Below are 14,964 nucleotides of genomic sequence, written 5' to 3' on the forward strand. Positions count from 1 at the left end.
CGTCATCTCCGTCGCCGCCTTAGGCCGTTTTAGCCATACCTGCAGGTCAGTTAGTGCGTATCCGTTGAGCTCTGGTTGATACCGCGAGATGTGAAATAGATCACGTTGCAAGGCGCGGCATCATGACAGGGTAGCTATGGCGTTGTCCTGTCATGAGGTCGAATGACGTGGTGCCGCAAGCAACCCAGTGGACTGGGGCGAGACAGGTCGCGAGCTCCTATTGTGCTGTCCGGCATGCCGGCAGTGGAGTCTCGAGTCCCGGTGTGTCTGCTGCAACGCTCCAATAAAAAATCGACGAGGAATCATGATGAACAAGTATCTTGCTGAATTGATAGGCACCTTCTGGCTGGTTCTCGGTGGGTGCGGCAGTGCCGTGCTCGCCGCAGCGTATCCGGAACTGGGTATTGGCTTTGTTGGCGTATCGCTGGCGTTTGGTCTGACGGTGCTGACCATGGCGTTTGCGATTGGCCATATCTCCGGTTGTCACCTCAATCCCGCCGTATCGGTTGGCCTGTGGGCCGGTGGGCGTTTCCCCGCGTCACAACTGCTGCCTTACATAGTGGCGCAAGTGGTTGGCGGCCTGATCGCCGGCGGCGTGCTCTATGTTATTGCTAGTGGCAAACCCGGCTTTGATCTGGTGGCCAGCGGCTTTGCCAGCAATGGCTTTGGTGAGCACTCTCCAGGCGGATACAGCCTGCTGGCGGCAGTGGTGTGTGAAGTGGTGATGACCATGATGTTCGTGGTGGTGATCCTCGGTGCCACCGACAAGCGTGCACCGGCAGGGCTGGCACCGATCGCCATCGGTCTGTGCCTGACGCTGATCCACCTGATCAGCATTCCCGTGACCAACACCTCGGTCAACCCTGCGCGCAGCACCGCGGTCGCACTGTATGTCGGTGGTTGGGCGGTCGAACAGTTGTGGGTGTTCTGGCTGGCGCCGATTGCGGGTGCCCTGCTTGGTGCCGCTGTCTATCGTGTGATTGGCAGTGACAAGGCCTGATGTACAGGTAAGGTAAGCAGAAAGGGGCCTGAAGGCCCCTTTGTTGTATGCCGGTGATTTGATGCTGGCTTGGCGAAATAAACGCGTTGCATTCATTTTGCCAAGCGAAGGAATAACAGTCGGTGATTTTCATCCAACACACTGTTACCCCTGCAAAACACACCGTCTCGTTCAGCTAGCCGCTGACGTTAGATGGCCAGCGTTGGCTGGTTCTTCTGGCGACGACGAGCAAGCAGTAGGCCGGCAGCACCGATACCCAGCAGGGCCAGTACTTCGGGTTCTGGCACGGGGGTGACACTGATATCGCCACCTGTCCAGCTGAATGCCATCTGTTGACCGGCAACTGGTGTGAATTTGAGCCAGCCGTAGCTGCCGTCACTCAGCGCACCATTACCGTAACCAATCGTGGCCTGCGACCAGGCAAACTTGGTGTTGTTCAGATCCACATTCCCAGAATCGGTTGTGGTGTAGTCGCCACCGCCACCCATCAGCACGATAAAGTTCAGCCAGGAACTCTCGCTCAGGAATTTGACCAGAACGCTGCTGCTGGTCAGCGTCGTTTCCAGATAGCTCGAGGAAACCACGGTGGCATTGGCCATGTTGCTGGTCAATGACGCGGCGCCCAGTACCAGTGCGACAAGCCATTTGCTTCTCTTCATTTCATTTACTCCATCTATAAGCCCATAAGGGCCTGATATGGGGCACATCGATCTTCATGACCTCTCCTTGCGCCCCGGTATGCCGGCATCCATCTGATACCAGCTTTCCCTTCCAGAGGTTGAGCCTCCGAAATCAGGTGACTCTCACACATGGCGAGAGTCTATGATGCGTGCTTTCATCGCCATTCCAGCATCCACATATCGCTGGCATCGTTGCACGCAAATTACGTGCCGTCCTGTTGAAAATGACAGTGCCTACACCGAACGCGTCGCGGCAGAAACCTCAAGGCTGACTCGCCGGAACGAATGATGGCGTTCGGGCACTTTGCTGAAATAATGCACTATCAATTTCCCTGCTCACCGAAGATCAGATGATCTCCCCGCGAGCCCTGAGCCCGTTTTACGTGTCACATATGTCAGTCCTGTGGCGGAACGAAGAATTTTTGTAGATCCAGGTCCATCTGGCACACAAATGGTGCTCGTTTTTTGATCTGGCGCACCATTTTAGACGACGCGGCGTGCTGCTCCCTGCCATTCATGCCCGCAGGACTGCGGTTTCCGCGAGTCAGCCGACAGAAACCGGGCGTCAGCTCTGATAAAACGTCCGCGCACAGCAAGCACTGACAGTATGGAGAGGGCGATATGGGCGTTGAGCAACTGGCATTGGTGGTGTCGCTCTTCCAGCAGTTGTGTGTCTATCTGGTCATCGCCTGGCTGCTGTCAAAGACGCCGCTGTTCATGCCGCTGACCCAGGTGACGCTGAGCCTGCCGCACAAGCTGGTCTGTTATCTGATCTTCTCGACCTTCTGCATCCTCGGCACCTATTTTGGCCTGCGTATCGACAACTCGATCGCCAACACCCGCGCCATCGGCGCCGTGCTCGGTGGCATCGTCGGCGGGCCTGTGGTCGGTCTGCTGGTTGGCCTGACCGGCGGGTTGCACCGCTATTCACTCGGCGGTTTCACCGCGCTGGCCTGCATGTTCTCGACGGTGGCCGAAGGGCTGCTCGGTGGCCTGGTGCATCGCCACTTCGTGCGTCGTCATCGCCTCGATCAGCTGTTCAGTCCGCTGGTGGTCGGCTCGGTGGCGTTACTGGCCGAGGTGATGCAGATGGCGCTGATCCTGCTGATTGCCCGCCCGCTGGACGATGCGCTGCACCTGGTGCAGAACATAGCGGCGCCGATGCTGGTGGCCAATACCATCGGCGCCGCTATGTTCATGCGCATGATCCTCGACCGCCGCGCCATGCTGGAGAAGTACTCGGTGGCCTTTTCGGCCCGGGCGTTGAAGATTGCCGAACGCGCCATGGGGGTGCTGGATCGCGGCTTCACACCGCACAATTGCAGCCAGATGGCGCGCATCCTGTACGAAGAGACCGGCGTCGGCGCCGTGGCGATCACCGACCGCCAGCAGCTGCTGGCCTTCATCGGCATCGGTGCAGACCATCATCTGCCCGGTACGCCGATCACCTCGCCGCACACCTTCCGTGCCATCGAGCGCAATGAGGTGGTCTATGCCGATGGCAACCTGATCCCCTACAGCTGCCGGCTGCATCCGAACTGCAAGCTCGGGTCGTCGCTGGTGATCCCGCTGCGCGGCGAGGAGGCGCAGGTGATCGGCACCATCAAGCTGTATGAACCCAAGCGCAAGCTCTTCTCGTCGATGAACCGCACGCTGGGCGAGGGCATAGCGCGGCTGCTGGAGGGGCAGATCCTCTCCGGCAAATACAACGAACAGAAACGGCTGCTGGCGCAATCCGAGATCAAGCTGCTGCAGGCGCAGATCAACCCGCACTTCCTGTTCAATGCGCTCAACACGCTGTCGGCGGTGATTCGGCGCGATCCGGAACAGGCGCGCACCCTGGTGCAGCACCTGTCGACCTTCTTTCGCAAGAACCTCAAGCGCCAGAGCGACGAGGTGACGCTCGCCGACGAGCTGGAGCATGTGCAGGCCTATCTGTATATCGAGCAGGCGCGTTTCGCCGATCGCCTGAGCGTGACGCTGGATATTCCCGGCGCGCTGCTGGCGTGCCGGCTGCCGGCGTTTGCGTTGCAACCGCTGGTAGAGAACGCCATCAAGCACGGCATCGCCCAGCTGCTGGGGCCGGGCGAGTTGCGCCTCGGCGCGCAGGCCGATGCCACGACGCTGACACTGCAGGTCTGCGACAACGCCGGCCTCTACCGGCCACCACAGGCCGGTGATGGATTGGGGCTGTCGATTGTCGATCGCCGCATCAAGGCACGGTTTGGCGAAGCCTATGGCCTGAGTGTCACCTGCGAGCCCGAGTGCCAGACCGTGGTGACGCTGACACTGCCCCGCCAGGAGATGACCGTATGACGCCGTTGCGAGCCCTGATTGTCGATGATGAACCGCTGGCGCGCGAGGAGCTGCGCCTGCTGCTGGAGGCGGCCGGTGGCATCGAGGTGCTGGCCGAGTGCGGCAATGCGCTCGAGGCGCTGCCAGCGGTGCACCGTCTGCAGCCGGATGTGCTGTTTCTGGATATTCAGATGCCGCGCATCAGCGGGCTGGAGCTGGTGGGCATGCTGGATCCGGCCCGGTTGCCGCAGATCGTCTTCATTACTGCCTATGACGAATATGCGCTGCGCGCGTTCGACGAACAGGCGCTGGATTACCTGCTCAAGCCGGTGGATCCGGCGCGGCTGCAACGCACGCTGCTGCGCCTGCAGCAGCCGGCGGCAGCCAGCGCCGTGCCGGACAGCCTGCTGATGCCGCTGCAGAGCATTCCGTGTTGCGGCCATCACCGTATCCTGCTGCTGCCGCTGGCCGAGGTGGAGTATGTGTTCAGCGATCTGGCTGGCAACCATGTCGTCACCGCCAGTCGCGAGGGCACCACTGAGCTGACGCTACGTACCCTGGAGGCGCGCAGCGGCCTGTTGCGCTGTCACCGCCAGTACCTGCTCAACCCGGCGCAGATCGCCGAGATCCTGCTGCTGGACGGCGGTCTCGCCGAAGTGGTGACCCGCAGCGGCCGCAAGGTGCCGGTCAGCCGTCGCTTTCTGCGCCTGCTCAAGGAGCAGCTCGCCATCCCGTAATGGTCAGTGTTACGCCGAGACTATCTGGATCAATCCTCCCCGGTGGTCGGCATGATAAAACGGTATCTATTGAGACTTGTTGCTGAGGCTTGCTGCGGTGATGCGGCGGATGGCAGCTAGACTGAAGATCAGCGGCGTGGGGCGCGGGAGTAGGGGTAAGGATGGCGGTGCAGGGGAGCATGGTGGGGGCTGTTTCCGGCGGGAGCGGGGATCGCGGGTATCCAGCGCGGGCTGCGGCGTGGCTCTGCGCGCTGCTGCTCTGGGGCGGGGTGGCGACCAGTGCCCCTTCGCTGAGTACGCCGCTCACCAGCTCGCCAGTCGCCGGGGAGCCAGAAGTGGTGTGCTCGGGTATAGCGCCGTTTGCGTTTCTCGAGCAGGGGCAGTACCGCGGCTATGCCTATGAACTGGGGCAGGCGGTGATGCGCATACTGGGTTACCAGAGGGCGATCCAGGTCCAGCCACTGGCACGCGCCAACCGCACCGTGCAGCACACGCCGAATGTCATCGCGCTCTGGGTCGGGCGCATTCCCGAACGCGAGCCTACGCTGCACTGGCTGTTTCCCATCGTGGTGGATGATTTCAGCGTCTATACCGTCAAGGGGCGGCCGACGGCGCCGACGCTGGCACAGGCCAGGTCCATCGGCCTGCTGGGCGCCAACATCGGTGCTGCCAATGCCATTGCAGCGCAGCGGCAGGGGGTGATGAATGTCGAGATGATCACCTCGGACGATGCCAATGGCCGCAAGCTGATGACCGGGCGTCTCGCCGGCTGGATCGCCTCGCGCTCGGCGGTACGCTTCTTTATCCGCCTGCATGGCCTGCCGGATGACACCTTCGTCAAAGGCGTCAAGCTCAGCGACTATCAGGCCTGGGTCGTCGCCTCGAAGGGCACGGATCCTTCGGTGATCGCAGCCTGGCAACAGGCGCTGCAGGTGCTGGAGCGCGACGGCACCCTGCGCCGGCTGGCCGAGGCCTATCACATGGCGCGCTGAGCGGCTGGCATCACGGTTTCAGCTCCAGCGCCGTCGCGACTTTCTGCTTCTCGGCCAGGTGCTCGGTTAATAAGCGGTAGGCGATGTAATATTTGTAGATATTGTTGACGTAGGTCACCGTCTCGGCGCCAATCTTCTCGGCGGCAATATATTCGACATTGCCAAACCAGACATTTTCACGATAGCCGCGCTGTTTGGCTAATTTCCGCATTTCGGCAATGCGTCCGGGGCCGGCATTATAAGAGGCGAATGAAAATAACGCCTTGTCCAGCTCGGTCATCGGTGCATCTTTATAAAAATGGTCAATCATCCAGCGAATATATTTAATGCCGGCATGAATATTCGGCTCCAGCTGGCGAATATCGCCCACATTCATTTCGCGCCCGGTTTTCGGCATGACCTGCATCACGCCGATGGCACCGGCTTTGCTGCGCAACGCCTGATTAAGCCGGGATTCCTGATAGCCCTGGGCCGTCATGATCAGCCAGTCAATATGATATTGCGCGCTGTATTTCTTAAAGAAGTCCATCATGCTGACAAAACGGGCGCGCTCCTGTTGGCTGACGGAGTCGGTCACATAGCGGGTATTGGCTAAATAGCGTTGCAGAATAATATTGGCCACCTTGCTGCCTTTGGCATGTTGCGCAATATAACGATTCAACGCCTGCTGCAATTGCGGGCTGTTTTTACGTACCGCCCAGCCGATGCGCATATTTTTATTCAGTACCGCCTGGCTATTAATATGAATATTAGGAAATATCTTCTGCCAGAAATAAGCCTTGTGGTTGTCGACGACGATATAGTCGATCAGCTTGGCGTGCAGCATCTCAATCAGGTCATCATCCTCCAGCACCTCGGGCGCCAGACGCAGGATCACCTCGGGACGCTGTTGCTGGCGCAGCCTGGCATTCAGCGCCACCAGGCTTTCGTAATAGCTCGATGAACGGCGCACGAACACCGTTTTGCCGGCCAGATCGTCGAGCTGCTGTAGCGGCGCGGCGCCCGGCGCCGACAGCACCAGTTCGTCGACATCGCTGGAGAGCGGCGCGGTGAAATCCACCTGCTGCAGCCGATCCGGGGTGATGGTCAGGTTCGCGGCGGCAATGTCGCCGCGCCCGGCCAGCAGCGCCGGGATCAGCTCATCGCGCGCCACCGGAATAAACACGATGCGCACCTTGAGGTGGCGCTGCGCCAGCCGCTTCTGCTTGGCCAGCTGCTGATTGAACTCGGTTTCGAAGTTATGGAAGGTGTCGTAGGTGATGCCGCGCGGGTTGGAGCGGTTGTCGAAGAAGTAGAACGACTTGTTGTAGGTGGTCAGCACGCGGATATAGCGGCGCGCTATCATGCCATCCAGATCGCCCTGCCAGGGGCTGAGCCAGCCGTCGAGCGGCAGCGAGAAGGGCGCCGAATCGCCCGTGGCGGGCGCCGGCTGTGGGCGCGGCGCTGCGCTGGCGCGCGCACCGACTGCCTGGTCCGGCGCCTCGAGCCCGCGTGGCCAGGCCGCCAGGCCCAACAGCGCGAGCGTCAACCACAAAATCCGGTAATGCATGCTGTTTTCCCCGTCAGCACTGAGCTGCTCGTTGCGCCGCGTGCTCGCAGCCTGGTCAATGTCGCTGGGCTGGCGCAATCACATCACGCCGCCCCATGATGCTACTTTACCCCGAACGCGTGGCATCGGTGTGATAACGCGCTGGCAACTCCGTTTGGCCGTGGGGGCCACAGGCCAGTTGCATGCCGGGTGATGAAGGCTGACAGCATGGCGTCATTGCGATGGCGCATCGCGGCTCGGGGCTGTTTTTTTTAAGATTAAGGTATATTCGCGACCCGCAGAGTGATAGCTATCAGCCTGGATCTCAAAACCTATCGCGCTGACTTCGGCTATTAATTCGGCATGGGAAAACATCGAAAACGTGAGTCGCTTTTTATGCGTCAATAACGTGTTGTCACCGGCTTCGATAAAAATTATATCCACGGCCGATGTGTTATTGTCGGCGTTGAAATTCCAGATGTAGATCGGGATGAAGGTTCGGCCTGCATATTCTCTTGGTGGATAGAGGTTGTAGGATTCGTTTTGAATATTTTCCCAATTGCGGGTATCTAATACCAGCCGGCCATTATCAGCAAGTGCATCGCGTAATGCGCTCAGGTTTTTAATTCTGTGCTCTTTGGATAATGAATGGCTGATTGAATTGCCATAACACAGAATGACGTCATATTTTTCCGCTCTGCGCGGCAGCTCAAGCCAACTGGCGGTGAATGCCGCCAGCGAGACGCCCGCTTTTTTCGCGCGCTCTTGAGTCAGCCGAACCATGTTGGCACTGATATCGGAGGCGGAGACCAGGAACCCCTGTTTGGCTAACGCGACGGCCTGTATACCATTGCCACACGAGGCATCATGAATGCGCTGATTTAAATTCAATATGGGCTTCATCTGTTCAAGAAATTCAGTTTCATAAAACGCATCACTGTGGAATGCGTATAAAACCTCATAGAGCCAATCTAAATCATCATATTCAGTTATGTGTGTTCCTTATTCACCGCAGGTGACAGCAGTGAATTGGCTGACCATAAGGTGCAATCGCCGCGCGTATTACGCCCTACGGCTATTTTTAATCAACGATAAACAATTTAGCCCCATTTTCCGTTGATGAACGATGTGGTTCCGCATTATCAGCAACTTGATAGCTCATGCCTGGAGTAAGAATAAATACACGGCCATCTTGCAATTCGGTTTTTAATTCACCTTCAACGCAAAATAGAACATGGCCTTTACTGCACCAGTGATCTGCGAGATAACCAACAGAGTATTCAACTAATCGGACACGGATGTTGCCGAAAGTTTGCGTATGTCAAAGAGCAAAACCTGTTTCTCCGATATGCTTGGTCGGTTTGATTTTATCCCAATCAGTTGTGCAGAAGGGCAAGTTATTTATTTCCATTTCGACTCCATTTTTTGATGTTTACATTAGGTGTTACGAAATAATTAGGGGCTGATGCAATGAGGATGAATCGTATGGAAACACATAACTTCTAATTAAACGGCGGCACGTAGTGCCGTCCAGTGAACGGAGTGAATGATGTTGCCCCGATAAAATAGACACGCGTTATTGTTAAGCAGCTTTTTCATACTCTATCGGAGTATGTAGGTTGGGCTGAATAAAATGAAGCCCAACGTTTACCGCGTTTAAGTTAAATGCCATGTTCGAGTCGTAATATTGGTTTAACTAGCAACGTCGTTAATTTATAAAAGACGTTAGTCGCTCGGTAAACGTTGGGCTTCGCATGCTCAGCCCAACCTACGTGCTGATTCGGTTTGCTCAGTTTTAATGACTACACCGAAGCTTGTAATGTTTGGTAGCACGTAGGTTGGGCTGGATAAAATGAAGCCCAACGTTTACCGCGTTTAAGTTAAATGCCATGGTCGAGCCATAATATTGGTTTAACCAGCGGTGCCGTTAATTTATAAAAAACGTTTACCGCGTTTAAGTTAAATGCCATGGCCGAGCCGTAATATTGTTTTAACCAGCTGCGTCGTTAATTTATAAAAGACGTTAGCCGCTCGGTAAACGTTGGGCTTCGCATGCTCAGCCCAACCTACGTGCTGTGCAATGCACATTCGATTGCTAGATAATTGCGGCAGAGTTAACTTCACCTTGACCGTTAAATGCAATTGCAACATGTATGTTTCCGTTTGGATCAATTAGCCGTGCCATGCTAGCGTCAAGCGAATTTTGTAAAGATAGATAGTTCGACTGTTGATCATTTGCGTATCTTTGAGATTCCAATGTTAATGATCTCAATTTATCTTTCCTTAGTTGCAATGTTTCATTAGAGTTCCAAAATGCAGTGCTCATTAGTTTTGACTCTCTGTCCATGATTGCATTTCTAAAATTTTCTATTAGCTTTGTCCATCGGATATTATTGATGTCGATTTTTGAAAACTCACGTTGTGTCGGGTCTAAATATGTAGTCACGAAGTTTATTGCTGAAGCTAGATTAAGAAAAAGCTCACGTCTTTTTAATAAAGGATTGATTCTCTCTATTAAATATTTAAGTCTCTCAAACGTGTCACCAGTTCCAAAAGTATCTAAATCTTTGATGCTTGAAATTTGATTAGTTAGCGACACCATGTCCTCTTCAAGCTTGTTGCGCCAAGAATATGAGTCTTTAATGATGCCTTCAATAACATTTCTCTTTTGTTGAGTTAGCTCATCTGGGCATCTAAGTTCTCTCATATAGATTGCTATCTCGTGCAAATAATCAAAAGCACCTGTAATTCTTGCTTTATCTTCGTTCTCCTGGCGTTCAATTACTTCAGATATTGAATCCTTGATAGCACTTAAACTTCGTTCAATATCAGCTAAGTGGGACTGAGCAACAGCTATGCTAACTAATTGAAATGCACCGCTTGCAAGTTGTCGAGCCTTTCCTCCCTGAATCAAACGTCCTTTACCAACAATTGTACCGTTAGAATTAATAGCATCAGCAAGAACCTCGCCTGATTTTGTCTTCATCAATGTATAGGTGCCATCAGCTAAGCCTTGCTGTATTTCTGGCTTGAAGATAATTTCTACTGATTTATTTGGAATGCTTGTTGCGCCTTTAAATAAATCGGCTGCTATGTGTTTGACTCGATTGATTGCACTACCGGAAGACTCGACGTTATACCCTCGAGTCGGCATAGACTCTATTGATCTTGATTCAAGTATCTTGAAACCATTTTCGTCAAAAATTGCTAGGTTACATCCAATTTCATCCTCTTCTGGAGTTGAAATGGCGGGAGCAGTTGATTCAACTATGGGAATGGCGTTGTTTCCTTTTTTCTTCATAAAGATAATAACTAATAAGCAAATGCAGATGATTGATAAGATAAAAATAGGAAGAAGTGTATTCATGATGTTCTCTTTTTTTAGTACGTAGGTTGGGCTGAATAAAATGAAGCCCAACGTTTACCGCGTTTAAGTTAAATGCCATGCTCGAGTCTTAATATTGGTTTAACCAGCAGTGTCGTTAATTTATAAAAGACGTTAGCCGCTCGGTAAACGTTGGGCTTCGCATGCTCAGTCCAACCTACGTGCTAATCAATTAACTATAGATTAGTGTTCTATGAATTTGAATAACGCATGACTTTGCTATATCTTTTTTAGTTCTTCATGGTGAATTAATTGTACACCAACTGATGCAGCCAATTGCTTTGCCGAAGAGGTATACGTGTGATTTGAAACAACATAAGCTTCATCTGCATTATAAAACTCCTTAGCTGAAAAAAATTTCTTGCACTGCTTTATTCCCTACAGGTTGATTGTACATTTTACATTGCAAAACAATTCTCTTTCCATTTTTTTCAGCTATAACATCAGCTCCCTGATCACCTGACTTGGGAGTATTAAATGACTTCCAGTTGTTTTCTTTGAGAATTCTAGAGCATAGCGTTTCGTATTCATACGGAGATACAATTGAGTTGAAATCTATATCTTCAGGCTCATCGCTTGCTAACTCAGCAATATAACTCGTCAGGATTCTTGAGCAAAACTCCAATTTGGAATCTGAATAACCAAGCTTTTTAAGAATGAATTTTTTAGCTTCCGTTATGAATTGTGAGTCATCTATTTCATCGTATTCATCCGTGAAAGAAAGCTGTTGATATTTTCTAATTAATACATCTCTATATGTGTCAGCTTCATTAAACAGGGGGGTAACTAACTCTTCAATCAGTCCGTTCTTATCAAGAATCATGCTCTGTAGTGTTTTCGACTCATTTATATCAGTTGAGATGAATGCTTGAAATACAGTTTCATTTGTTTCTTCAATGTATGTTTTACATCTATTAAAATCGTAAGGCTTATTCATTCTCAACAAAATGCCAACATGCGAGTTATCTTCACATGAATTTACTATTTTCCGATCAATCTCTATACCTGAGAGTTCAACTGGCATAATTGTTTCATGCGTTACTAAATATGTGGTATCCGTTAACGATAGGCATCCAACTGAAAGACCAGTTACAACCACATCTTTTGAGTTTGATGTAAAAAAATCGTTTAATTCAATATAAGCCATATATCAATCCTGATTTTATTTTGGCATTAAACTCGTAGGTTGGACTGAATAAAATGAAGCCAGCGTTTACCGCGTTTAAGTTAAATGCCATGGTCGAGCCGTAATATTGTTTTAACCAGCTGCGTTGTTAATTTATAAAAGACGTTAGCCGCTCGGTAAACGTTGGGCTTCGCATGCTCAGCCCAACCTACGTGCTTGCTCGAGTAACTTGCCTTCAGGTTTCGGCTCTTTCTTGGCGGTAGGCATACCAAATTTTCCTTCACGATATTCTTTGCGCCAACGAGACAACATGAAGGGGTGAATGTCCAGAGCTTGCGCGACTTCTTTCACGGAGCGAGCCGGATCATGGCTCCACCGCACGGCCTTAACCTTGAACTCGATAGTGTATTTGTGAGTCCGTTTCCCAGTGATGTAAGCAGGCATCATTGACCTCGATTTCGGTTAGTGATGCGTGTCCACTAAAGCGGGGCAAGTCCACGTCCTACTTGAGCAATTTGTTAGCTTACGGGCATCAAATATCCCAAACCCGCCACTCAATAGAATTACCGTTGTTCATATTTTTTTTGATGGAGTATTCAACCGAAGCAAAAAAATTTGACGAGTTTTCAAATTCACCAGTTATACACCCTGTTGTAAATTGATGGCAATTGTCTTTAAGTAGATGATAATTTCTTCTGGATCTAGTCATCATTTCTGCACGATTTGCTATATGTTCACCACCCAAAGGTTCAACTCCGTTACAAGCTACATATATTGACATTGCATTTGTGCCATCAATAAACATTTCAGGTGTGGCAACCCGTATTTCACCTGTACCTAATAATTCAACAATTCGATTATTGCCAATATAAACACCCGTATGCTCAGCACCAAATAGTGAGCAATGTAAGATAGAACCTTTTATGGGGTTAACTTTATCCCGAAGCACATTATCGACAAAACTCTTTTTCAAGCTTCCCATTGGTGTGTGTTCGTTTACATATGAATTTACTTTATTGGTTACAAGGTAAGTGCTAAGAATTTTTAATGCTGGCATTATAAATGGGAACATTCAAACTCCTTTTGTAAGCTAACTTCTAATTGTGGGGCAGCGTAGCTGTCCCACACTAATTATTTGTTAGGCGTATATTTTAATGCAGTAAAAAATTGTTAGAACAGTTCCGAACACTGTCAAAGATGAACCTAAATGGCTTATATATCTGAATAATCTAAATTTTAATATAGCAGCCCAAGAAGAGTACAAATTTTCGTATGCCATCAATTCATCTGTAGGGTTCAAACCTGTTGCTGTAACAACAGATGCTTGTTCGTCTTTACCTTTTAATAAAGTAGTGCTTGCTGCTGCTCTATAACGGTAAAGCGTATAAGCATTTTTTCTTAACGGCAGATCAAAAAAATCGTCTAATACAGTTGGTACATCAACTTTAATATGATGTGTACCAACATTAATTGGTACTGTAGCATTGCTCAGGTTCGCAACTATTTTAGATCCATCTAGCTGCTTGCTTACTCTTGTTCTTGATAAGAATGGCCAACGTCTCCATCTCTCTTGCTTTAAAATGTCTGTAAATAAAATGTCAGTATTCTCAAGGACTCGTTCAAGCAAATCCCTTTCCCAAATGCCACCAATTGAAGAAAGAGCAGAGCCAAAAGTTGCAATTATTGCCCCAGTTGAGATCAATAAAACTAATGTCGAATTTTTCTCAATGCTAGCCCAATATAGAATTTTATATGATATGACCAACGAAATTGCGTAAAGGGAAAAAACAATAATTTTGTGTTTAATGAGTTCATTGTTTTTCTCCTCTTGCTTTTCCTTAGAATTTTCCAATTTCATTCCTTACTGGTTTATACGCCTAACAATCGTTTTTAAGTGGTGAAATGCCACCTATCGTGAACATTCTTATCATCTATCACGCACACGCTCGTCGAGATGGCACTTCTATCCCGTTATCCCCGCACAGTTTTTCCAACGGAGCAAACTGGCGTAGGGATAGGCGGCAAAACCGCCGCCGAGCGCGCATCTGGACTCACTAGGGCCGTTCACGAGCAACGCCAGCAAACAGGCTGGCTACCGCCCCTGACTTGCGGCTGTCACAGTGCCGATGGGGGCGGGCGCACCCTGTCAGCGATGACAGACGGCTTGCGCTTATTGAGTCCCTAGGCTAGCGCAATCGTTTTTCTGTGGGAATGGCTTCGTGGGCGCAAGATCATGGTTTCTTACGTTTTTATTCAATCGTGGGGCAACTCACCCTCCGCGCGGTCAACGTCAGGCTCTTGCTGTTGGCGCCGTGTGCCGGGCCGAGCAGAGCAGCGCTCGATGCCTGAGCTCTTGCTGTTGGCCCCGTCTGGCTGGCCGAGGAGCGAACGCAGGGCGCGGTGGCGAGACAGGATGTCGAGCCAGTTATCGCCGCGTCAGGAACGCGTCGATAACGGACCGCAAGCCCGCAGCGAGTGACGAGGGAACCCGCAGGGCCAGGCTGCCGGGGATGCCCGGGATCGCCAAGGGGGCGGCAAGGCCCCCTTGGCACGCCCCCGCCGAGCGGCAGGTGGGCAATCCATCGTTGCCGACACAGGGCGGAACGGACCCGCCCGATCCAACCAACCATTTCGGAAAGCCACCACGTGGTTAACGTTGGGCGGCGCTCAACGCTCAGCGCCAAGCGACCCGAGCCGCCGTGCGCTATGGCGCCGCACTGTCGGTCAGATCGCGCATAAAGTGCTTCTGATCCTTTTCATGCGCAAAACCGACGCGGCGGTAGAAGTGGTGCGCAGCCTCGCGGCTGGCGCCGGAGTTGGCGCGCAGAAACGCCAGCTGGTGCTGGCGGGCATAGTCGGCGGCGTGGTCCAGCAGGCGGCGGCCGATGCCCTGCTGCTGGTGCGCACTGGCCACCACCAGCGCCGTGATGTTCAGGCCGGGGGCCAGATAGAGGGTGACGTAGCGCTGGCAGGCGAGGTAGCCGGCGATGGCGCCGTCGACGCAGGCCAGCCACACCGGTTCGCCGTGCTGCTGCAGCCAGGCCAGCCGCTGGCGCAGCTGCTCCGGCGTGGTGGCATAGCCCAGTTGGGCCGATAGCGCCGCCAGCGCCGTGGCGTCATTGAGGGTGGCAGCGCGGATCTGCAGCGGGGTGAGGGTCGTCATGGCGTGGCTCCGGTCGTCGGTAATCAGGCGGCGGCCAGCATGCGCCGGCCAGGGTCAG

Annotated in this window: 14 protein-coding genes and 1 pseudogene; 4 read left to right on the forward strand and 11 right to left on the reverse strand. The window is 52.3% G+C overall.

The window, feature by feature from the left end; genetic code table 11:
- The first annotated feature begins 307 nt into the window (after positions 1–307).
- The gene (gene aqpZ, locus ACFOSS_RS04510; RefSeq protein ID WP_377150877.1) at positions 308–1,000 is read left to right on the forward strand and encodes an aquaporin Z; all 693 of its coding nucleotides are present in this window, start codon (positions 308–310) and stop codon (positions 998–1,000) included.
- 188 nt (positions 1,001–1,188) lie between these two features.
- Here the strand turns inward: aqpZ and ACFOSS_RS04515 are convergent, their stop codons facing one another.
- The gene (locus ACFOSS_RS04515) at positions 1,189–1,659 is read right to left on the reverse strand and encodes a PEP-CTERM sorting domain-containing protein (protein ID WP_377150878.1); all 471 of its coding nucleotides are present in this window, start codon (positions 1,657–1,659) and stop codon (positions 1,189–1,191) included.
- A 642-nt stretch (positions 1,660–2,301) separates the two neighbouring features.
- Between ACFOSS_RS04515 and ACFOSS_RS04520 the strand changes: the two genes are divergently transcribed.
- The 3 genes from ACFOSS_RS04520 (at position 2,302) to ACFOSS_RS04530 (ending at position 5,704) form a co-directional block, all read left to right on the forward strand.
- A complete protein-coding gene (locus tag ACFOSS_RS04520; RefSeq protein WP_377150880.1) occupies positions 2,302–3,996 on the forward strand; it encodes a LytS/YhcK type 5TM receptor domain-containing protein in 1,695 nt (564 codons plus the stop codon).
- Positions 3,993–4,712: a two-component system response regulator BtsR gene (btsR, locus tag ACFOSS_RS04525; protein ID WP_377150882.1), complete on the forward strand. Its 720-nt coding sequence runs from the start codon at positions 3,993–3,995 to the stop codon at positions 4,710–4,712. The genes ACFOSS_RS04520 and btsR overlap by 4 nt, the downstream gene beginning before the upstream one ends.
- Before the next feature lie 161 nt (positions 4,713–4,873).
- Entirely contained in the window at positions 4,874–5,704 is an 831-nt protein-coding gene (locus ACFOSS_RS04530; RefSeq protein ID WP_377150884.1) for a substrate-binding periplasmic protein, read from the forward strand.
- A 10-nt stretch (positions 5,705–5,714) separates the two neighbouring features.
- Here ACFOSS_RS04530 and ACFOSS_RS04535 read toward each other — a convergent pair whose 3' ends face one another.
- The 10 genes and pseudogenes from ACFOSS_RS04535 to ACFOSS_RS04580 form a co-directional block, all read right to left on the reverse strand.
- Positions 5,715–7,253 carry an MltF family protein gene (locus ACFOSS_RS04535; RefSeq protein ID WP_377150886.1) on the reverse strand — a complete coding sequence of 513 codons (1,539 nt, stop codon included), beginning with the start codon at positions 7,251–7,253 and terminating at the stop codon, positions 5,715–5,717.
- A gap of 213 nt (positions 7,254–7,466) precedes the next feature.
- Positions 7,467–8,135, reverse strand: a complete 669-nt coding sequence (locus ACFOSS_RS04540; RefSeq protein ID WP_377150888.1) for a class I SAM-dependent methyltransferase — start codon at positions 8,133–8,135, stop codon at positions 7,467–7,469.
- A 178-nt stretch (positions 8,136–8,313) separates the two neighbouring features.
- Positions 8,314–8,538, reverse strand: a pseudogene (locus tag ACFOSS_RS04545) (DHCW motif cupin fold protein); the annotation flags it as partial.
- A gap of 789 nt (positions 8,539–9,327) precedes the next feature.
- Complete coding sequence (locus tag ACFOSS_RS04550) at positions 9,328–10,599, reverse strand: hypothetical protein (protein WP_377150890.1); 1,272 nt, start codon at positions 10,597–10,599, stop codon at positions 9,328–9,330.
- A gap of 237 nt (positions 10,600–10,836) precedes the next feature.
- The gene (locus ACFOSS_RS04555) at positions 10,837–10,992 is read right to left on the reverse strand and encodes a restriction endonuclease (protein WP_377150993.1); all 156 of its coding nucleotides are present in this window, start codon (positions 10,990–10,992) and stop codon (positions 10,837–10,839) included.
- Positions 10,961–11,764 (reverse strand): restriction endonuclease, encoded by an 804-nt coding sequence (locus tag ACFOSS_RS04560; protein WP_377150892.1) that lies wholly within the window; start codon positions 11,762–11,764, stop codon positions 10,961–10,963. The genes ACFOSS_RS04555 and ACFOSS_RS04560 overlap by 32 nt, the downstream gene beginning before the upstream one ends.
- Positions 11,765–11,941: 177 nt before the next feature.
- Positions 11,942–12,187, reverse strand: coding sequence for a transposase (locus tag ACFOSS_RS04565; RefSeq protein ID WP_377150894.1), 246 nt, complete (start codon positions 12,185–12,187; stop codon positions 11,942–11,944).
- An 88-nt stretch (positions 12,188–12,275) separates the two neighbouring features.
- Positions 12,276–12,815 carry a lecithin retinol acyltransferase family protein gene (locus ACFOSS_RS04570; RefSeq protein ID WP_377150896.1) on the reverse strand — a complete coding sequence of 180 codons (540 nt, stop codon included), beginning with the start codon at positions 12,813–12,815 and terminating at the stop codon, positions 12,276–12,278.
- A 66-nt stretch (positions 12,816–12,881) separates the two neighbouring features.
- Positions 12,882–13,601, reverse strand: coding sequence for a hypothetical protein (locus ACFOSS_RS04575; protein WP_377150897.1), 720 nt, complete (start codon positions 13,599–13,601; stop codon positions 12,882–12,884).
- A gap of 846 nt (positions 13,602–14,447) precedes the next feature.
- Positions 14,448–14,906, reverse strand: coding sequence for a GNAT family N-acetyltransferase (locus ACFOSS_RS04580; protein WP_377150898.1), 459 nt, complete (start codon positions 14,904–14,906; stop codon positions 14,448–14,450).
- Positions 14,907–14,964 lie beyond the last annotated feature (58 nt).

Source organism: Pseudaeromonas sharmana, from assembly GCF_042649925.1.
GTDB lineage: Bacteria > Pseudomonadota > Gammaproteobacteria > Enterobacterales > Aeromonadaceae > Pseudaeromonas > Pseudaeromonas sharmana.